The organism is Aminobacter aganoensis, assembly GCF_014206975.1.
GTDB lineage: Bacteria > Pseudomonadota > Alphaproteobacteria > Rhizobiales > Rhizobiaceae > Aminobacter > Aminobacter aganoensis.
In genome coordinates, this window is record NZ_JACHOU010000002.1 from 660,408 (window position 1) to 676,825 (window position 16,418).

Sequence of the window (16,418 nt, forward strand, 5' to 3'; positions counted from 1 at the left end):
ATGAACCAGCAGACCATTCGCAACTTGACCCTGTTCGAGCTCCTGGCGCGCAGTTGGAAGCGCCCATCGCCGATCGCCGACGTCCGCTTCAGCGCCGACGGCTCGGCGGTTGCGTTTTCCGGCACCGACGGCAGCGTCGCCATCGCGCCGACCACCGATACCGAGCCGCCGGAGGAGCGGATCAGGGTCAGCGCCGATCTCGGCCAAACCACGATCAGGCCGCGGAAGAACCCGCCGGCCCCGATCACCGCCGCCGTCATTCGCAATGATGGCGACGCCCCCCTGGCCGCATATCGGACGTCAGGTTTCGTCTGCGGCGGCGGAACCGGCGACGTCCTTGGCCTTTCTTGCACCGGCGAGGTCGAGGAAACACTGTTCCGGACGGAGGCCGGGCCGGTGATAGCGGTCGACCATTCCGAGCAGGCCGGCATCACGATAGCCACGGATGGCGACCACCTCTACATCTCGCGCGCCTCGGGCGAAGTGACGCGCCATGGACGCGGGCCCGGTTCCCACATCGAAGCGCTTGCCATATCGCCGGACGGGCGCCAGGTGGCCGCGTCGTTCGCCGACGGCCTGTCGATCTGGACGCTTGAAGGCTCCAGCGCCGCATTGCACGAAATCACCCTGCCCTCGCGGCCACATTCCTTACGCTGGAAAGCCGACGGAAAGGCCCTCGCCTGCAGTCTCGAAGGCGGCGGTTTTGGCCTTGTCGACCTGCAGGGCGGACGCGTGGAGCTGTTCGGCGACTTCCCTGCCTCCGTGCAATCATTGTCGTGGAGCAGCCCGGCCGATGCACTCGTCGCGTCTGGCGCGTTCCGCATCGCGGCGTGGTCAGGCGCATCGCAGCAGGACGGAGACCGCGCCGCGCTCGTGACCGGCCGCCCCGGACTGGTGCTGGTCGATGCAGTGGCGGCCCACCCGAAAAAGGCGCTCGTGGCGGCGGGTTACGCCAACGGGCAGATCGTCATTGCCGAGATCGGCGCGCGCGACGAAATGCTGGTCCGGTCCTCGGGCGGCGTCGTCACCGCACTTGCCTGGTCCGCCGACGGCACCCACCTCGCCCTGGGCGACGCCAGCGGCACGGCCGCGATCGTCACCTTCCCCCATCAGATGTTCAAGTAGCCTGCAACCAGGAGGAAACGATGCAGACCCAACTCACCAGCGATGAACAGAGCAAGGACGAGTTCTTTCAGCAGCTTGCGCAGCTGTCCGAAGAAATGGTGACGAAGCACGGCAAGGATTTCAGCATGGGCGCGCTGGTGCTGGCGGCACGCTGGATCGCCGAGAACCGGATCGGCGAAAACCGGGCCGGCGAGGCCAAGTCGAACTAGGACATCCCGAACCGAGGTCCGCGCCGCGAACGGCGGACTTCGGCTTTCGGATCAGATCATGGTCCGGCAGGACGTACAGAGCCTCGTTCCGTTTCAGCGGGAACGAGGCTCCAGGGGCCAGGCGAAACTGGCGGAAAGGGTCATGCCCGAGCCTGGCGCCCGTCCGCACTCCCGGCCTGTTCCTGCTGATGGAGCAGGCAGACCGTCCGCAACATGGAAGCGAGGTTCGATACGCCATCATGGATTTCGACAGCTTCGTCGTGCAGCGCGGAGATGAGCTTGGAGGTCGACAACCCCTCGCCCAGCGCAATCTCGTCGAGCACGTTCCAGAAGGCCGACTCAAGCCGGATGCTGGTCGAATGACCGGCAATGCGGAGCGAGCGGCTCACCTGCTGGAATCTCTGCGGCGCCTGGGTTGCCAGGACTCTGCACATATCGGTCTCTCCCACCTGCGTCTTCCTCCTGTTGCATCACGGTCGCCGGGAGCTCCGCCGCCGGCGCGACGTCCGGCAGCGGAACTTTCGATCCGCCGGCCAGGCCTGGCGCCTGGCCGGCGATCACCCTTACGGGATGAGCACGGCGCGGCCGTGGATCTTGCCGTTGTTGAGGTCGTGCAGCGCGCGGTTGGCATCGGCGAGGCGATACTCGACGGTCGTCAGCTCGACGAGACCGCGGTCGGCAAGCGCCATCAACTCGACCAGCTCGGCCCAGGTGCCGACCAGGTTGCCGATGATGTTCTTCTCGGTAATCACCATGTCCACCGTGGGCACGCGGATGTCCTCGCCATAGCCGACGACATAATAGCTGCCCATCGGCCGTGTCATGGCGAGGCCCTTGGTGGTGGTGCCACGCTCGCCGACGAAGTCGATGACAGCCTCGGCGCCCTGCCCCTCGGTCAAGGACAGCACAGCCTCGACCTCGTTGCCGTCGGCAAGGACCAGCTTGTCGGCGCCGATCTTGGCGGCCAGTGCCAGCGAAGCCTCCGACTTGTCGACGACGACGACATCTGCCGCACACATCGCCTTCAGGCACTGGATTCCGATATGGCCGAGGCCGCCGGCACCGATGACGACGCAGGTCTCGCCAGGCAGCAGATGGCGGGTCGCCTTCTTGACCGCACGGTAGGCCGTCAGGCCGGCGTCGGCATAAGGCGCGACTTCCTTGGGCGACAGCGTCTTCGGCAGCGGCACGATGTTGCGTTCGGAGGTGCAGAGATACTCGGCATAGCCGCCGTTGCAATCAAGGCCGGGGAACTTGCCAGGCCCGTGCATGTCGAAGCCGCGCCGGCAGGCCAGGCAGGTGCCGCCCGAGATCTTGGGATGGACAATCACCGGGTCGCCGACCTTGATGCCTTCGACCTCCTTGCCCACCGCCTCGACCCAGCCGGCATTCTCGTGACCCATGATCAGCGGCAGCAGCTGGCTGCCGTTGGGGTCCATGTGCGGACGCCAGACGCCCTCGATGATGTGCAGGTCTGTTCGGCACACGCCGGCGCCGCCGATGCGCACGATGACATCGGTCGACTTGTTGATCTTCGGGTCGGGGACCTCCTGAAGCGACACCCACTCGTCGGCCTTCAGGCTGTCATCGTAGTTGGTCAGAACCTGCGCTTTCATCTTCTTCTCCCTTGCCGCCGGAATCCTCGACCCGGCCGTCGCCAGAGAGCGTGGCAAGTTGCGTGCCAGTATGTAAAATACAATAAAATCAGATATTTGTTCCATAAACGCCAACTCATGCCCGTTCGCCAACTGAACGTTCGGGCGAATGGACTGTGCAGTTTCTGGCTATCTCAAATCCGCTGTTTCGGCCGGGCCTTCGGGCCGGCACGGACGCCTGGGAGGACCCATGCAATACCTGTCTGGAATTGATCGCGCCCGCGCGGCACTCGAACGCGGCGACCGCTTTCCTGCCGGCGCCCTGTCTGCGGCCGTCGCAGAGAGCTGGCAGCGCTGCCGCGACCTCGGTCTTGATCCGCGCGCCACGCCGCAAGGCAACGTCATCGCCTTTTCCGACGTCAACCGCCGGCGCGAAACGAACGCTGCCCTGCGGCGCCTGGCGCTGGCCGAGATGCAACTGCTCCATTCCCAGATTGCAGGCTCAAATTTCATGATCGCCCTGGGCGACGCCGACGGCGTGGTGCTCGACACGATCAGCGACCAGCGCTTTGCCGACAGCGCGGCCGGGCGTTCGATCATTCCCGGAAGCGTCTGGAACGAGAGCGACCGCGGCACCAACGCGCTCGGCCTGGCAGCGCTGAGGCGCGAGCCGGTCGCCATATACGGGCGCGAGCATTACTTTTCCTGCCACGGACATTTGAGCTGCATGGCCGCCCCGATCCTCGATCCCGGCGGCCATGTTCTCGGATTGCTCGACGCCTCCTGCTCGGAAGAAGCACGCCAGCAACACACCCATGCGCTGGTGAGGATGGCCGCCGCCCAGATCGAAAACGGCCTGATCTTCCAGGAGCGTGCCGAAAGCTTCATCTTCGCCTTCCATCCGCGCGTGGAATATCTCGACACGCTGTCGGCCGGGCTTCTGGCCGTCTCCCAGGACGGAGAGGTCTTGTCGATCAACCGTCCCGGCGTCCACCTCCTGACCGGGCTGCCGGCAACACTCGGCATCCATTTCGACGGATTGTTCGAGGCGGGTTTCGGCACGGCGATGGACGGCCTGCTAAGCGGAGGCGTCATTCGCATACGCGATCGCGCCGGCAGCGGCGTGTTCATGGTTTGCCGTCAAATCGGCCAGCGTGGCATCGTCGAAAGGCCGCAACGCGCACGCGCGGTGCCGGCCGTGCTCAGCTCGCCAGGCACACCGGACTTCGTGTGCGAGGATCCCGCGCTCAAGCGGTCGGTAGCCGACCTGGCGAGGGCGGTGGCGCTGCGCATGCCGATCCATGTGGCGGGCGAAACCGGCACCGGCAAAGAACTGATGGCGCGGCACGTTCACGATCTCAGCGGCAGGAAGGGCGAATTCGTGGCATTGAACTGCGGCGCGGTGCCGGAGGCCTTGTTCATTGCCGAGATCTTTGGACACGAGCGCGGGGCCTACACCAATGCGCGCGCCGACGGCGCTCCGGGTCTGGCCCGGACGGCCGACCGCGGCACGCTGTTCCTGGACGAGGTCGGCGACATCCCGGCTTCCGCCCAGACGGCCCTGTTGCGCTTCCTCGACAGCATGGAAGTACGCGCGGTTGGCAGCCAGAAGACGCACAAGGTCGACGTGCAGATCGTCTCGGCGACGAACCGCAACCTCGAGGAGATGGTCGCGTCACGCGAGTTCCGCGCCGATCTGCTCTATCGCCTCAACGCCTATACCGTGCGCATGCCGCCGCTGCGGTCCCGGTCGGACTTCGCCCTTGTCGTCCAGCATCTCATGCAGAAGATCGCGCCGGGCACGGCGATCACCGATGCCGCGATCGCGCGGTTGTCGCTGCGCAGTTGGCCTGGCAACATCCGCGAGCTCCAGTCGGTCCTGCAGCGTGCGCTGGTGCGGCAGCATCTCGAATTTGTCGACGAAGAATCCTTCACCGAGCGAGAAACAGCGCCAGAGGACAGCTGCGAGGATTGCCGCGGCCACGCATTGAGCCGGCACAAGTGCCGCGAGATCAGGAGCGTGTTTCGTGCCTCGGGTGACAACGTCTCGAAGACAGCGCGGATGCTGGGCCTCTCCCGAACCACGGTCTACAAGCACGTCCGCTGACTTGGCAGCTGACTGCGAGCTTCCCCGCAACTCGCAGGAGCGCCGAAGCGCACTCCAAGGCACGCGGCGCCGAAATGGCTAAGTCACTAGCTCGCCGAAACGACGCTATTGCCGTTGTTTGCCCGTCACTCCCACTCCATCATCAACAAGACGGCTTAGATATTGAAATTCAATATTCTTTTCCACAAGCAGAATCAAAAACACCGTCGCTTTTACCGTCAAATCTAACTATCGTCTATCATTGAGGAATTTTGGGCCGCCAAGCTCGGCATTCATGTCGCGTCTTGCATCATCTATCGGTAGCGGCAACATGTTGATAAGTAACTGATTTCTCTATCTTTGCCAAATTCGCTCATATGGGGTGCCCGATTTCGCTACATCATCAACAGGCTTATCAAGCCAAGTAGCCGATTCGTAACTATATGATATAGAAGAAGAATTTCTCTTCTTTGTGAACCTCTCCAACCGAAGAAAAATGACGGTAGATGGTTTTTGGCACCACTTCCTCACGATACCATGGACCTACCCCCTAGCCGGCAAGCGGTGCCGGGGTGCATGCGGCGCATCGAACCTGGGAGCAGGAAGGCGGAGGAGAAGTGCACGACGGTCTGTGTGATGCGACTGGTCATGGCGGCGGTCTCCGCGGGAGCGCGCCCATGCGTCTCCATATCGGTCCCCATCCGAACCGGAACGATGCCTGATGCTGCCAGTACGTCCGTGGCCAGCGCGGGCGCTCATTCCAGCTCGAATGAAGCGACACGCCGCACCGCATTGGCACAAGGCGTTCGCTATCGACAATTCGGTGATGAATGGCGGGGCGCTGACACCGCGAAGCCAAAACTGCCAAATCAACGAGTTGTACAAATGCATGTTGATTAAGTTTTGAACGAGGCACGTGGCACGATTTATTTCTTCTTATTTCCGAGTGCAGGACAGACGGCCAGATTTAGTTATCGATATTTTGGAGATTTCAGGAAATAAAATCCAGCGCTCCTATCATTCGCGTGCCGCAGGCGCTATATGGGTTGGGTGGCGATCCTCACATCGACCGCGGAAAGACCCTCAAAGCATCGCATGAGATTTCGCCTGCTCCGCAGCCGCATGGTCATTCGGCATGCGGCAGGCGTTCTGGAACCCAGCTCGACGAATTCCCGGCCCAACGGGCCGTCTCGTACATGCCGATTTCCGTGTCTCGACATCCGTCGACGCGGGAGCAATCGGAACATCGATCAGAAAGGGTTGATACCATGGCCGTGCAGAGCGTGACGAAACGATCCTTCACTCAGCGTTGGGAAGCTACCAGCCGTCGAATCCGTGCTGTTCTTGTCCTGTGCCGGGGCGATCGTCGCCACTATGATCGTCGGCTTCACTGGGGTGGCTGGGTGACCGGCGGCACATCACGCGCAACGGCGGCCACTGCGGGCGACATCGCGCGTGGAGAGCTGGCGTCGGCCATATGCGTCGAAAGGTTCAACGCAGCGCCGGACGCGGCGGCAAAGCTCTCGGAGTTCAAGGCCCTGACTGACAGCTACAAAAAGCGGCAGTTCGTCGAAGCCGGCGGCTGGACGACGATGCCTGGGCGAACGACCTCGGACAGGCTCGCAGTCCAGGGTTGCGCCACCGCCCTTGCCGCATAACAGGCGACGCGAGATGCCGCCGGTCGCCGGGACTCCTTTCCTGGCGGGTCGGCGGGCCGACCACAACCAAGGAGCCCGACGATGAGCCCCCACGACAAGAAGACCGACCCGGCACCGTCCTCAAAAGAGTTCGAAGAAACCGAGGAAAACCGCTTCGAACGCATTCGCAAGGCCGCGGCTGAAAGGCACAGGAAGGCGGATACCGATGGCACGCGCCGCCGCGCACGACAGACGGCGGAGGACAATCGCCTCATCTGAGCACTCGGACCGTCGGCGTCACGACTGGACGTTCGCGATCCAACACAAGGAAGCCGTCATGAAAAATCCGATCCTGCCTCAAATATACCTGTATGACTTCAGGAGCCTCTTCGTCAGGGTTTCGTTCGCGGCTGCAATCGCTTTCATTCTTTATTCCGTGCTGTTCGGGAGCCTATGACCGGCTTCCAGTGGTCGCGTTTGCGATGAGTATTCGTCTGGCGATTGACCGAGGCGGAATGCCGTGCCTGCTACCGGCCGGCGTGATGACCTGCTCGCGGGCGACAGCGGTTTGCCGCGGGCATATATAAGTCGACCTATTGCAGGCACACCGAACCAACAAAGATGGCGGCGGCGGCTCCGCGTGCCATTCCGCGATCCGGAGCCTTGGTCTAGGAAACATCGCGATGGTTGCAAGCGGATGCGGCCGCGGGACCCGGATGCTTCCGCTCCCCTCCCTCCTCGGCGATGTCCTTCATGTTGCGCTGAGGGTCACATAGCGATCGCTGTCAAACAGCCAACGTGGTCGCGCATATAGCCTGGAGCGAGAGGTGGCTGGCTTTAAAGGCTAGCCGGTCTCTGCTCGCCGATAGGCATAACGCGGATCGTCCCTCAAACCCGTTCCGTCAGGAAATCCTGTTTGGCGGATCGAACATCCGCTGCTGGCAGCAAGCCGGGAACAATCATGAAAAGTCGAGGCGAATGAACAGCAATCTTGCGCAGCTCCCGAAGGAACCGGCGGATCTGTTCACGAGGCCGTTGACGCGGTTCCTGCGCATCGAGGCTATGGCAGGCGCTATCCTGCTTGTGTGCACGATCGTCGCACTGGTTCTCTCCAACACGGCCTGGTCGACGCAGTTTCTCGGCTTCTGGGAAACCAAAGCGGGGTTTAGCGTAGGCGGGATGGAATTCGTCCGCTCGCTGAAGCACTGGATCAACGACGGCCTGATGACGCTGTTCTTCTTCGTCGTCGCCCTCGAGCTGAAGCGCGAGCTCGTGCTGGGCGAATTGCGAAACCCGCGACGGGCCGCCTTTCCCCTCGCGGCCGCTCTCGGCGGGATGGTGGTGCCGGCCGGCCTGTTTCTGCTGCTGGTGGGCGACGAGCCGGGCGCGAGCGGCTGGGGCACCGTCATGTCGACGGACACGGCATTTGTCATCGGCTGCCTGGCGATTCTGGGCGCCCGCCTTCCGCACAGCTTGCGCCTGTTCCTCCTGTCCCTCGCCATCTTCGACGACGTCGGTGCGATCCTGGTGGTGGCGATCGCTTACGGCGGGACCTTGAACTGGATCGCGCTCGCGCTGGTGGCGCTGGGGCTCGCCATCGTGGCCGGGATGGCGCGTCTCGGCTTCCGCAGCATTCCCGTCTACTTCGCGATGGGCGGGCTGATATGGCTCGCGCTCGACGCATCGGGCGTTCATGCCACGCTCTCGGGGGTGATCCTCGGATTGATGACGCCGGCCCGGAGCTGGGTAAGCGACAGCCGCCTGCACGCGATCTTCGACCGCGTCGTCGCGTATCCTCCCGGCGCCCGATGGGGAGGCAACACGTCCGCCCGCCAGGATCTCCGCCGCGCCGGCATTGCAGCCCGCGAAGCCCTGTCCCCGATAGAGCGACTGGAGGTATCGCTTCATCCCTGGGTGGCGTTCACCATCATGCCGCTGTTCGCCTTGGCCAACGCCGGCGTTCCGATCGGCGCCACAGGGTTCGTCCCTGCGCTCGCAACTTCTATTTTCGTGGCCTTGGTGATCGGAAAGCCGATCGGGATCGTTCTCTTCAGCTTCATGGCTGCCAAGATGCGTTTGGGCATCCGGCCGAGTGATTTGCCATGGAGCCTGCTGGCGGCCGGCAGCCTTTTGACCGGCATCGGCTTCACCATGGCGCTGTTCATCGCCGAACTCGCTTTCGATCCGGGCCTGCTGAATTCCGCAAAGCTCGGCATCCTTGCGGCCTCCGTCGTCTCAGCCGCAATGGGCTTTCTCGCGTTGGTCTGGCTGACCTCCCGCGGCAGTCAAAATGCTGGCTAGCTCCGCGGAGCGCCAAGGACCGGACAGGCTCGCATTACGGGCAGCGCCTGTTCGGCGATTTGATGAAACGAGAATTGTAAGGAAAACCGAAGACGGGCATCTTCCGCGGCGACCGGAAGCAAAGCTTGGCGCGGAGCCGGTCAGACCGCGACACCCAATTCAGCCAGCGTTCTTTGCAGGTCGCTGGTTCCCAGCGGCTTCCTGATGAACCGGCTGCCCGCCGGCATGTTCCCCGTGTTTGGACGCCTGTGGCCGGACACGACGATCAAATGGCATGGTGGCCAGCGGTTTCGAACCACAAAGGTCAAAGCGAGGCCGTCCATGGTTCCCGGCATGTCCACATCCGTCACTACTGCCGTGACGGCGGGTTCGGACTCCAGGATCGCAATCGCCTCGTCGGCATTTGCCGCTTCAAGAACGGAATAGCCCAGCTTCTCAAGCATGTCCGCCAGATCCATGCGGATAAGGGGCTCGTCCTCGACGATCAGTATCTTGGCTGCGGGGTGGGAGGTCACTGAGGGGCTCCATGGATGCAGAAATGCATCCAAGCCCCCGTGCATCGGGAATGGCAGCTCGCTGCAAGCAAGGGAAACCGCGCTTCTGTCCCTTTTGTTCCCTATGTACGTCGACTTTTGACCCCGCTATGGCGCGGGCATGTCGAATACAAACCGCGTCACGCCTGCGCCGGACGTCGCGGTCAACGTTCCGCCATGGGCCTTGGCGATCTCCGAGGCGATGAACAGCCCCAGGCCCAGACCCTCGCCGTTGCGGTCACCTTCACCTCTCGCGAACGGCTCGAAGAGCGTTGCCAGGGTTTCCGTCGGGACTGGTGCGCCGCCGTTCTCGACGGCGAGTTCGAAGCCGGCCTTGTCCGCTTTCGCAGACACTCGGACCGGCTTGTCGGCATCGCCATAGCTCAGGGCGTTGCCGATCAGATTGGACAGAAGCTGGGCGACGCGTCCGTGGTCCACCGGCACGGCTTCATCGAGCGAGAACTCGGCAACGATCGACCGGTCCGGATGCGCGGCCCGCAGTTCGTCGACAACCTGATCGAGCGTCCGCTCGAGATGGACATCCGCCTCCAGGTCGAGCGTCAGCCCGCCTCCCAATCGCGATCTCGCAAAGTCCGCGATGTTGTCGACCAAGCCGCGCATGCGCAGAAGGCTTCCCTGCATCAGCAGCAGGATGCGTCTGCTGTCGGGTTCCGCCTCGTGCTTGCGCATCAGCATCTTGGTACCGGAGACGACGGACGCGAGCGGATTGCGCAGATCGTGGCCGAGCACGGCGATGAACTTTTCACGCATCGCGCCGAACGCGCGCTCCCTGGCGAGCAGCTGCTCGCTGATGGCGATCTGATCGATGGAGTCCAAGTGAGCGGCGATCAGCTCGGCGAAGAGCCTGAACATGCCGACGATCTCCGGGTCCTTCAGCCGGGCCGGCTTGGGATCGATGGCACACAGCGTCCCGAAGAACGACCCGTCCTTGCGCACGATCGGCATGGAGATGTAGCTCTGAAAGCCGTACATCGCTGGCGTCGGGTGGCCGCAGAATACCGGGTCATCGGCAACGTTGTTGATGATGACCGGCTCCCCGCTTTGCCGGATCTCATGGCAGATGGTGGTTTCGACCTGAAGCTCGCCGCCGGGCTGGAGCCCGAACGCGATGTGGTCGAGGACGCTGCAGGCGATCCATCGGCTGTCGGTGACGCGCGCGACAGCGGCGAATCCCATCCCCGTCGTGCGGCACACCACGTCGAGAATGGTGGGCACGGAGTCGATGTTCCCGATGGCATCGATATCCGCCTGATAGTCGCTTTTCAAATCCGGACTTCCAATGAGGACGTGGCGGAGACGCTCCACACCAGTTGCGGGGCAAGGCAACCTCCGGCGCCATGTTTTCGTCCGTCCATAATGCGCCAGCGACGGATAGGTCGCAATTGGCAACGCAGCTGGACCAAGGAAACGGACGGGCTTTCGCAGATCCTGCAATCCCTTGTCGCCTTTCCCGTGAGAAGGACTATGGTGCCTGCTCACGGTTCGCCGCTTCGGCCCGCCGCAACGCCCGTGCACAGCATGGGCCAGCAGGGAGACCCGGTGCAGGTACTCGCGCGCGACAACAATATCGAACAGGCCCTCCGGGTCCTGAAGAAGAAGATGCAGCGGGAAGGCGTCTTCCTTGAGATGAAGGCCCGCAGGGCCTATGAGAAGCCGTCCGAGAGGAAGACCAGGCAACGAGCGGAAGCCGTGAGAAGAGCGCACAAGCTGGCCAGGAAGCGCGCGCAACGAGAAGGCCTGCTGCCTCAGACGAAGAGAAAAGCCCCTCTCTCGCGCCCGTCCGCGCCGGGCGCGCAACAGGCTGCCGGCGGCGGAGGCGGCTTCAGAACGCCGTCCGAATGAGCGACGGGCGGGCGACATGATGACGTCGACCTACGTGGCGCTCAAATCGCAAGGACTTTCGACAAGGGCGCTCTGGCGCGCGGCGAAGCTCAACTTTGAAAACAGCGGCAAGGCTGCCGCCAGGCTTCCGGGCCCCTGGTCCCAGCGATTCTGGACGGAAATCGTCGCCTGCCGCCTCGCGTACAGACGAAAGACCGGCCTCGATATCGAGAAGGTCATCGGCAATTGAGCGGGAGCGTCGGCGGCTCCCTTTGGTCGCCGACTGCTGGAACCGCGTTCATGCGACGTCGCATCAGCGTGACGGATCGCCGTTGCCGCCTGTTCGGCCAGGCATGCGGAAGTTCCGGCTCTCGATGTCGATCCTCTGCCCGCAGCCGGGGCATTCGATCTGTGTGTGCTTGCGAATCCAGCCGATGCTCTTCCTGATCTCATACTCGCAGGCAGGACAGATGATACCGATCTCGTCGTCTTCGTAGCTGCTGCCCGACAATGGATTCATCCTTCGCCTGTCGGAGGGAACCACGGCTCGAGTCTTGCAAAATCGAGTTCAGCTACAGCCACCGTTTCTGTCGCGCGACGACACATCATCGCGCCCTGCGCCGCTCCGAGTCTGCCAGCGCGGATCCACAGCCCTTCGATAGCGGGCGAAAGCCGGATGAGCGCCCCCCGATCGGTAGCGGCGACAATTGATGCTGACAGGTCGAGCATGTCGACGCAAGGCCCGCCAAGCCCTTGAAGCGAGCGAAATCGAAAGAGCGCCAGTGGAGACGAAAAGCGGTACAAAGGCCGGCGGACGGCCATCTCCGTCATCGGCGCTGCGGACCTGACTTGAGAAAAAGCAAACTGAATCCGGCCGTCGCTGCTGTCCAGGAGGCAATGTATATTTTCGCCTACGCCTTGTTTCGAACACCGTCATGGCCTACATTCGGAATATCGATCTTGCTTGTTGAAATTTGTTTCCGGCGCAAAATGCGCCATCGGCGATCTTCCTCTCTCAAAATCGATCTGAACCATTTGCCTGGCGTGCTGCCCGGCAAGCAATCTTCTATTACCGATTGAAAGGAAATCGTCATGAATACTGGAACCGTGAAGTTCTTCAATTCGACCAAGGGCTTCGGCTTCATCGAGCAGGGCAACGGTCAGCCGGACGTCTTCGTCCATGTATCGGCCGTCGAGCGTGCGGGCATGCGTTCCCTCGTCGAGGGCCAGAAGCTCAGCTTCGACCTCGTGAAGGACAACCGCAACGGCAAGAGCGCAGCCGAGAACCTTCAGGCCGCGTAAAGGGACTGCGCTTCTGGTCTTTGACCATGGATGTACTGGCACTGATCATTGAGGCGCATAGGAGAGGCCGGGTTCGCCCGGCCTTTTTGCTTTCTTAGTGCGGAGGCGGATATGAGCAGATCCATCACAGAGCACGCCCTGTTCAGGCCCAGGGCGTCCAAGGCCGAAACCAAGGCCGACATCACAGACCATGCGGCCCGCGCGATCATCGGCGATGAAGCGGCGCGCCGCGAGGCAAAGACGGCGAAGCTCCGCCAGGCGCGGCTGGAGAACGAGGCGAAACCGACCACCGTTCCGGCCCCAGCCAAGCTGCGCCCGAAGAAGGCCGCATCGGCACGTCAAGAAAAGTTCTCCGCGTGAGGGAACACCCTCGCCGGGAGCGAATATCCTCGCGTGGGGCGTCGTATGCTAATAGGGTCCGATCGTCGGTAGCTTCGTTCAGGGCGCTGCCGGTTGAGGGCGGCCATCGTGCCCTTGCCCCCGACCGCGAAAGGAGGACGTCCTGTCTTCCGCCTCCCAACATCAGCACTACCTGACACCCGCCGACATGGGCATGATCATGAGCGCTCGCGCGAAGAACCAGATCGCGTTCCCGGCAGTCTCGACGCCGAGCGCCTGGCCGCCCTGCTGGTCAGGGAATTGCAATACGGCGTCTGCTGCGAGGCCGACCTTCTCGCGGCTTTCACGGCAGGCAGTATTGTGCTGCTGAGCGCGCCGGTCGGACCAGCTCATCGGCAATGCACAGGTGGGAAACCGACGGCGGCACCCTTTCCCATTGATTATCCGTCGTCCGTCCGAGGACCCTCTCCCATGCGCTATCTCGCCCGCCTGAACGCCGACCCGACCTCTTGGCTGCTAATCCTTCTGATCGGCAGCGTTGTCGGCACGCTTCTATATGTCGTCCTGACCAGCATCACCTTTTAGGCAGTCTTCATTGCCGAGCACGGAAACCGGATGAGCAACGTTGTCACCCTGCATGGCGACAAGCGCTGGAAGGCGGTCATCGAATATCGCACCGACGAAGGCCCGAAGAGCATCGAGCATTATTTCGAGGAAATCTCGGACCTTCATTTGATCATCGAGCACGGTCCCGACTGGAACTTCCTGATCCGCTGCACGGTCACGCTGAACCGTCCCGACGAGGGAGAGGAACAGAACAGCGTGGAGAAGGCGCTGCGCGAGGAACGCTCCCGCTGATAGATTTGTGCGGGGTGTTGTGTTGCACGATCACGACCGCGTCGCGCCGTTCGGTGAGAAACTACAAGCGGCGCCCTCTCGATCCTCTGATGGATGTAGTTTCTTCGAACGATTAGTTCGCATTAGCGGCAGGCCGAGCCGGTCGACATGGCACTCAAAAAGCTGTTCCCGGTCCGTTGGCCGTCGGACACGCGGTATTTCAGAACGCACATCAATTTGGTGCGTCGCAGCAACGATCGCGCTGCAGGGGCGTTCTGCATGGCATAGGGACGATTTCCGGCTTGGTCCGAGGGCCTCACTTGAAATCATGAGATGATCAAACGGCCCGGCCCTTTCGGCGGTAAAGATGAGACTGGCGATCCACCACAGGACGACCTATCGCTACGCACGTCCTGTTGTGCTCCAGCCGCACCGCATGATCCTGCGCCCGCGCGGCAGCCATGACATCACCCTCTTGTCGAGTTCGCTATCCTGCACGCCCGTCGCGGATCTCGAGTGGACGCAGGACGTCTTCGGCAATTTGATCGCAACCGGCATCTTCTCGCAGGCAGCCGTAGAACTGGTCATCACAAGCGAGTTCATGGTCGAGCAGTCGGCGGTGGCGTGGCCGGTATTTCGGATCGCCCCCGAGGCGCATTCCTTCCCGTTCAACTATTCCTCCGACGATATGGCCCATCTGGGCGCGCTTCGCATTCCGGAACATGGTGATCCCGAGGGACGGATGGGCGTGTGGGCGCGCGCGTTTGTCCGGGGCGCCTCGACCGACACGCTTTCACTGCTGAAAGACCTCAATGCCGGCATCCTCGGCTCGGTGGCCTATCGCGTGCGTGACGAGGAAGGGACGCAGACCCCGCTGGAAACGCTGGCGCTGGCGAGCGGCTCATGCCGGGACATTGCCGCGCTGTTCATCGAGGCGGTCCGTCATCTCGGCGTCGGCGCCCGCGCCGTCTCGGGCTATCTGTTCGATGCGCAGCAAAGCGTCGACGACCCCGGATCGACCCATGCTTGGGCGGAGGTCTATCTTCCTGGCGCAGGATGGATCGCCTTCGATCCGACGCATCGCCGCCTCGGCGGCGCCAACCTCATCCCGGTAGCGGTCGCACGCAGCAATCGCCAGATCATGCCGATCGTCGGCGGCTATATCGGCGAGCCAGGGGATTTCCTCGCCATGGATGTCGCTGTGAGGGTCAGGCCGGTCTCATAGCGGCTGCACTACCGGCTTGCGACAGATGCGGGCTTTCAAAACCCAGCTTCTGCAGGCCGGATTGCACTTCCGGCGCACTCATGAATAGGCTCCAGAGCAAGCCGCTGCGAAAATTCTCGGTCATTATGATGATCGGTCCCTGGTTGATCGCCAGATAGGTGCGTGCATACCAGTTATGGCTTTCACAGAAGGCATCCACCAAGCCGAACCGACCCCAAATGCGATGCTTCGGCTTGGTCAGGAAATAGCGCAGCGCGCGCATCGCCTCCTCTGGCGTATAAGGAAAGCTCGCAAGCGCGGCGCTCGGCGTGATCACGCCGATGTCCTTGCCGGGCGCGTGCGCGACGTACCCCCTCGGGCCGTGGCTGGACGTAAGCCCCCAGCAGTCCGGCCCATATCCCGCGTGGCCATGCGGATTGGCGACGCAGTGCTCGTAGTTGATGCGGGTATGGCGAACATTCTGCTGCCAGTAATCGGCATGGCGGTCTGAGAGTCCTCGCGGGTCGAGGCCGCAGAAGGAATAGTGGGCGATGAACAGCGGGCCGCCGTGATCCATGCCGAGTGGAAGCTCGATGCCATGATAGCTTCGCCCGTTGCGGAAGCCCGGCCCTGACGCGAACCCTTCGTGATAGACATCGGCGTCGATCGTATGTTCCGGCGCGCCGGCGGCAAGCACGTAAACCAGCAGGCCCTCGTTCCAGCCGGCGATCTCTCGATTCATCGCCCAGCCCTGGTCGGGGCTCCAGTGCCAGTAGAGGTGATTTCCTCCATCCCGCCTGTACCAGTCCCACTCGGCTTCGAGCCAGAGCCGGTCGATCCGGTGACGAAGGTCCCGTTCGGCGGTGCTGTCCCCATCGAAATACTGGCGGGCGCAGAGAAGCCCCTGGAACAAGAGAGCGCTTTCGACAACGTCCCCGCCATCGTCCTTGCGGTTGAAGGGGATGGTCGCTTCGGTCCGCCCGTTGATGAAATGCGGAAATAAGCCGTGGTATCGTGGTGTCCGTTCCAGGCATGACAGCATCGTGCCGAGCCGGCTCACGGCATCGTCGCGCGATATCCAGCCGCGCTCGACGCCCACGACGACCGCCATGATGCCGAAACCCGAGCCGCCTATGGCGACGAGGTCGTTGTCGGGGTCGCCGGTCGTCTTCTGACGATCGCGGGCAAGCCCGCTTATGGGATGCGCGCCCTCCCAGAAGAAGCGAAGTGTCTGCCTCTGGACCAGATCGAGGATCTCGTCATCGGCTTCAGAAAACTGCGGGGCAAAGGCATCCACTTGCGGGCTCATGAGAAGATCAACAGGCGACATGGCTGCGATCGGCTAGAACGCAGATCGCAGCCATGTTGTAGCCCGCACTGTCGCTCAATACGCACCGAACGAATAACT

Annotated in this window: 18 protein-coding genes and 1 pseudogene; 12 read left to right on the forward strand and 7 right to left on the reverse strand. The window is 62.6% G+C overall.

Annotated features, from left to right (window positions below; all coding sequences use genetic code 11):
• Together GGR00_RS07310 and GGR00_RS07315 are read left to right on the forward strand one after the other, a co-directional pair.
• Positions 1-1,125 (forward strand): WD40 repeat domain-containing protein, encoded by a 1,125-nt coding sequence (locus tag GGR00_RS07310; protein ID WP_184698840.1) that lies wholly within the window; start codon positions 1-3, stop codon positions 1,123-1,125.
• Between the two features lie 20 nt (positions 1,126-1,145).
• A complete protein-coding gene (locus GGR00_RS07315; protein WP_055978136.1) occupies positions 1,146-1,334 on the forward strand; it encodes a hypothetical protein in 189 nt (62 codons plus the stop codon).
• A gap of 140 nt (positions 1,335-1,474) precedes the next feature.
• On the opposite strand, the gene GGR00_RS07320 is transcribed toward GGR00_RS07315, so the two are convergent.
• Positions 1,475-1,783 carry a ribbon-helix-helix domain-containing protein gene (locus GGR00_RS07320; RefSeq protein ID WP_343065527.1) on the reverse strand — a complete coding sequence of 103 codons (309 nt, stop codon included), beginning with the start codon at positions 1,781-1,783 and terminating at the stop codon, positions 1,475-1,477.
• A gap of 114 nt (positions 1,784-1,897) precedes the next feature.
• Positions 1,898-2,950 (reverse strand): NAD(P)-dependent alcohol dehydrogenase, encoded by a 1,053-nt coding sequence (locus GGR00_RS07325; protein WP_055978132.1) that lies wholly within the window; start codon positions 2,948-2,950, stop codon positions 1,898-1,900.
• A 229-nt stretch (positions 2,951-3,179) separates the two neighbouring features.
• Here GGR00_RS07325 and GGR00_RS07330 point away from each other — a divergent pair, with 229 nt between their 5' ends.
• The 4 genes and pseudogenes from GGR00_RS07330 (at position 3,180) to nhaA (ending at position 8,953) form a co-directional block, all read left to right on the forward strand.
• Positions 3,180-5,036, forward strand: coding sequence for a sigma-54-dependent Fis family transcriptional regulator (locus GGR00_RS07330; protein ID WP_055978130.1), 1,857 nt, complete (start codon positions 3,180-3,182; stop codon positions 5,034-5,036).
• A gap of 1,247 nt (positions 5,037-6,283) precedes the next feature.
• Positions 6,284-6,673, forward strand: a pseudogene (locus GGR00_RS07335) (hypothetical protein).
• Between the two features lie 81 nt (positions 6,674-6,754).
• Positions 6,755-6,931, forward strand: coding sequence for a hypothetical protein (locus GGR00_RS07340; protein ID WP_184698843.1), 177 nt, complete (start codon positions 6,755-6,757; stop codon positions 6,929-6,931).
• A 699-nt stretch (positions 6,932-7,630) separates the two neighbouring features.
• The gene (nhaA, locus tag GGR00_RS07345; RefSeq protein ID WP_184698845.1) at positions 7,631-8,953 is read left to right on the forward strand and encodes a Na+/H+ antiporter NhaA; all 1,323 of its coding nucleotides are present in this window, start codon (positions 7,631-7,633) and stop codon (positions 8,951-8,953) included.
• Positions 8,954-9,093: 140 nt separating this feature from the next.
• Here nhaA and GGR00_RS07350 read toward each other — a convergent pair whose 3' ends face one another.
• The gene (locus GGR00_RS07350) at positions 9,094-9,468 is read right to left on the reverse strand and encodes a response regulator (protein ID WP_343065528.1); all 375 of its coding nucleotides are present in this window, start codon (positions 9,466-9,468) and stop codon (positions 9,094-9,096) included.
• Positions 9,469-9,594: 126 nt separating this feature from the next.
• The gene (locus GGR00_RS07355; RefSeq protein ID WP_184698850.1) at positions 9,595-10,773 is read right to left on the reverse strand and encodes a GAF domain-containing sensor histidine kinase; all 1,179 of its coding nucleotides are present in this window, start codon (positions 10,771-10,773) and stop codon (positions 9,595-9,597) included.
• Positions 10,774-11,046: 273 nt separating this feature from the next.
• Between GGR00_RS07355 and rpsU the strand changes: the two genes are divergently transcribed.
• Both rpsU and GGR00_RS07365 read left to right on the forward strand, forming a co-directional pair.
• The gene (rpsU, locus tag GGR00_RS07360) at positions 11,047-11,349 is read left to right on the forward strand and encodes a 30S ribosomal protein S21 (protein WP_184698852.1); all 303 of its coding nucleotides are present in this window, start codon (positions 11,047-11,049) and stop codon (positions 11,347-11,349) included.
• A gap of 16 nt (positions 11,350-11,365) precedes the next feature.
• Positions 11,366-11,578 carry a hypothetical protein gene (locus GGR00_RS07365; protein WP_184698854.1) on the forward strand — a complete coding sequence of 71 codons (213 nt, stop codon included), beginning with the start codon at positions 11,366-11,368 and terminating at the stop codon, positions 11,576-11,578.
• Between the two features lie 63 nt (positions 11,579-11,641).
• Here the strand turns inward: GGR00_RS07365 and GGR00_RS07370 are convergent, their stop codons facing one another.
• On the reverse strand, positions 11,642-11,839 hold the full coding sequence (locus tag GGR00_RS07370) for a hypothetical protein (protein ID WP_184698856.1): 198 nt from the start codon (positions 11,837-11,839) through the stop codon (positions 11,642-11,644).
• A 581-nt stretch (positions 11,840-12,420) separates the two neighbouring features.
• On the opposite strand from GGR00_RS07370, the gene GGR00_RS07375 reads away from it, so the two are divergent.
• A complete protein-coding gene (locus tag GGR00_RS07375; RefSeq protein WP_184698858.1) occupies positions 12,421-12,630 on the forward strand; it encodes a cold-shock protein in 210 nt (69 codons plus the stop codon).
• A gap of 111 nt (positions 12,631-12,741) precedes the next feature.
• On the forward strand, positions 12,742-12,990 hold the full coding sequence (locus GGR00_RS07380) for a hypothetical protein (RefSeq protein WP_184698861.1): 249 nt from the start codon (positions 12,742-12,744) through the stop codon (positions 12,988-12,990).
• Between the two features lie 168 nt (positions 12,991-13,158).
• Here GGR00_RS07380 and GGR00_RS07385 read toward each other — a convergent pair whose 3' ends face one another.
• Positions 13,159-13,362 carry a hypothetical protein gene (locus GGR00_RS07385; RefSeq protein ID WP_184698863.1) on the reverse strand — a complete coding sequence of 68 codons (204 nt, stop codon included), beginning with the start codon at positions 13,360-13,362 and terminating at the stop codon, positions 13,159-13,161.
• A 222-nt stretch (positions 13,363-13,584) separates the two neighbouring features.
• Between GGR00_RS07385 and GGR00_RS07390 the strand changes: the two genes are divergently transcribed.
• Both GGR00_RS07390 and GGR00_RS07395 read left to right on the forward strand, forming a co-directional pair.
• A complete protein-coding gene (locus GGR00_RS07390; protein ID WP_184698865.1) occupies positions 13,585-13,827 on the forward strand; it encodes a hypothetical protein in 243 nt (80 codons plus the stop codon).
• Between the two features lie 346 nt (positions 13,828-14,173).
• Positions 14,174-15,031: a transglutaminase family protein gene (locus GGR00_RS07395; protein WP_184698867.1), complete on the forward strand. Its 858-nt coding sequence runs from the start codon at positions 14,174-14,176 to the stop codon at positions 15,029-15,031.
• Here GGR00_RS07395 and GGR00_RS07400 read toward each other — a convergent pair.
• On the reverse strand, positions 15,015-16,340 hold the full coding sequence (locus tag GGR00_RS07400; RefSeq protein WP_246441294.1) for a glucoamylase family protein: 1,326 nt from the start codon (positions 16,338-16,340) through the stop codon (positions 15,015-15,017). The genes GGR00_RS07395 and GGR00_RS07400 overlap by 17 nt on opposite strands.
• Between the last annotated feature and the right edge of the window lie 78 nt (positions 16,341-16,418).

Bases quoted from the DNA above. Each gene is read 5' to 3' on its own strand.
- nhaA (WP_184698845.1), top strand. From the start codon at position 7,631: ATGAACAGCAATCTTGCGCAGCTCCCGAAGGAACCGGCGGATCTGTTC.
- GGR00_RS07330 (WP_055978130.1), top strand. From the start codon at position 3,180: ATGCAATACCTGTCTGGAATTGATCGCGCCCGCGCGGCACTCGAACGC.
- GGR00_RS07315 (WP_055978136.1), top strand. From the start codon at position 1,146: ATGCAGACCCAACTCACCAGCGATGAACAGAGCAAGGACGAGTTCTTT.
- GGR00_RS07340 (WP_184698843.1), top strand. From the start codon at position 6,755: ATGAGCCCCCACGACAAGAAGACCGACCCGGCACCGTCCTCAAAAGAG.
- GGR00_RS07395 (WP_184698867.1), top strand. From the start codon at position 14,174: ATGAGACTGGCGATCCACCACAGGACGACCTATCGCTACGCACGTCCT.
- GGR00_RS07375 (WP_184698858.1), top strand. From the start codon at position 12,421: ATGAATACTGGAACCGTGAAGTTCTTCAATTCGACCAAGGGCTTCGGC.
- GGR00_RS07365 (WP_184698854.1), top strand. From the start codon at position 11,366: ATGATGACGTCGACCTACGTGGCGCTCAAATCGCAAGGACTTTCGACA.
- GGR00_RS07380 (WP_184698861.1), top strand. From the start codon at position 12,742: ATGAGCAGATCCATCACAGAGCACGCCCTGTTCAGGCCCAGGGCGTCC.
- GGR00_RS07400 (WP_246441294.1), bottom strand. From the start codon at position 16,340: ATGTCGCCTGTTGATCTTCTCATGAGCCCGCAAGTGGATGCCTTTGCC.
- GGR00_RS07385 (WP_184698863.1), bottom strand. From the start codon at position 13,362: ATGAGCTGGTCCGACCGGCGCGCTCAGCAGCACAATACTGCCTGCCGT.
- GGR00_RS07325 (WP_055978132.1), bottom strand. From the start codon at position 2,950: ATGAAAGCGCAGGTTCTGACCAACTACGATGACAGCCTGAAGGCCGAC.
- GGR00_RS07390 (WP_184698865.1), top strand. From the start codon at position 13,585: ATGAGCAACGTTGTCACCCTGCATGGCGACAAGCGCTGGAAGGCGGTC.
- GGR00_RS07310 (WP_184698840.1), top strand. From the start codon at position 1: ATGAACCAGCAGACCATTCGCAACTTGACCCTGTTCGAGCTCCTGGCG.